Consider the following 1,011-nt stretch of genomic DNA (forward strand, 5'->3'; position numbering starts at 1 on the left):
CTAGATCGTTGATGGGAAATCCCTGAAACGCCTGCGCCCAAGGCGAAGGGCGTCGAGGATCAGAGTGTGACCAATGACCTTGACGCCCTTCTGACAGCACTCTACGTCCATCTGGACGACGACGTGATCCCTTCGGCCAAACAGCGCACCGGCCCGGGACGCCCGCCCCTGCTCACCGACGCCGAACTCGTCTGCGTCGCCGTCGCCCAGGTACTCCTGCGCTGCGACGACGAACGCCGCTGGCTGCGCCTGGCACCGACCCGGATCGGCCACCTCTTCGGCCGCCTGCCCGGCCAGTCCGAGTACACCAGGCACCTGACCCGCCTGGCCCCGATCATGTTCACCACCCTGGGCTGGCTGGCCCGCCACACCCCCACCTGGTGGGAGAACCTGCGGTTGATGGACGGCACCCCCGTCCCGTGCGGGGCCTCGCGCACCACCGTGCACCGCTCCGCCTTGGGCGAGGTGTGCGGATACGGGCGCGACGCCTCCCACCACCGGTTCTACTGGGGGTCCAAGCTCATGCTGATCACCACCGCCGACGGGACGGTGGTGTCCTTCTCCCTGGCCAACCCCAAGGAACTGGACGAGCGCAAGCAGGCCCTGCACCTGATCGCTCACCAGGCGACCGGCCCCGCCCCCGACCCCGAAGACGAGGCCGGTCCGAGGGTAGTGGTCTGCGACAAGGGGTTCGCCGGGGCCGGGATCGAGAAGGCCATGGCCGAGGTCGACCATGTGCTGGTGCGCCCGGCCCGCAAGGACGAGGCGGCCCGCCCGTTCCCGGGGTGGTTGCGCCAGCGGGTGGAGGCGATCATCTGGACCTTGAAGAACCAGCTCGGCCTGGAGCGGCACGGGGCCCGCACCGCTGAGGGGCTGTGGGCCAGGGTGTGCCAGCGCATCCTGGCGCTGAACGCGGCGATCTGGCACAACTGGCTGATCGGTGCCCCGGTCAAGCGGTCACTGGTGGCTTACGACCACTGACCAGGACACATTTTCCCATCAACGATCTAG

General features: G+C 68.6%; 1 protein-coding gene. It reads left to right on the plus strand.

Translation table 11 applies throughout. From position 1 onward, the window contains the following. The first annotated feature begins 66 nt into the window (after positions 1–66). Positions 67–981 carry a transposase gene (locus ACYVD1_RS34740; RefSeq protein ID WP_460778720.1) on the plus strand — a complete coding sequence of 305 codons (915 nt, stop codon included), beginning with the start codon at positions 67–69 and terminating at the stop codon, positions 979–981. Positions 982–1,011: the final 30 nt, after the last annotated feature.

The sequence above is a fragment of the Nocardiopsis nanhaiensis genome (assembly GCF_054778635.1).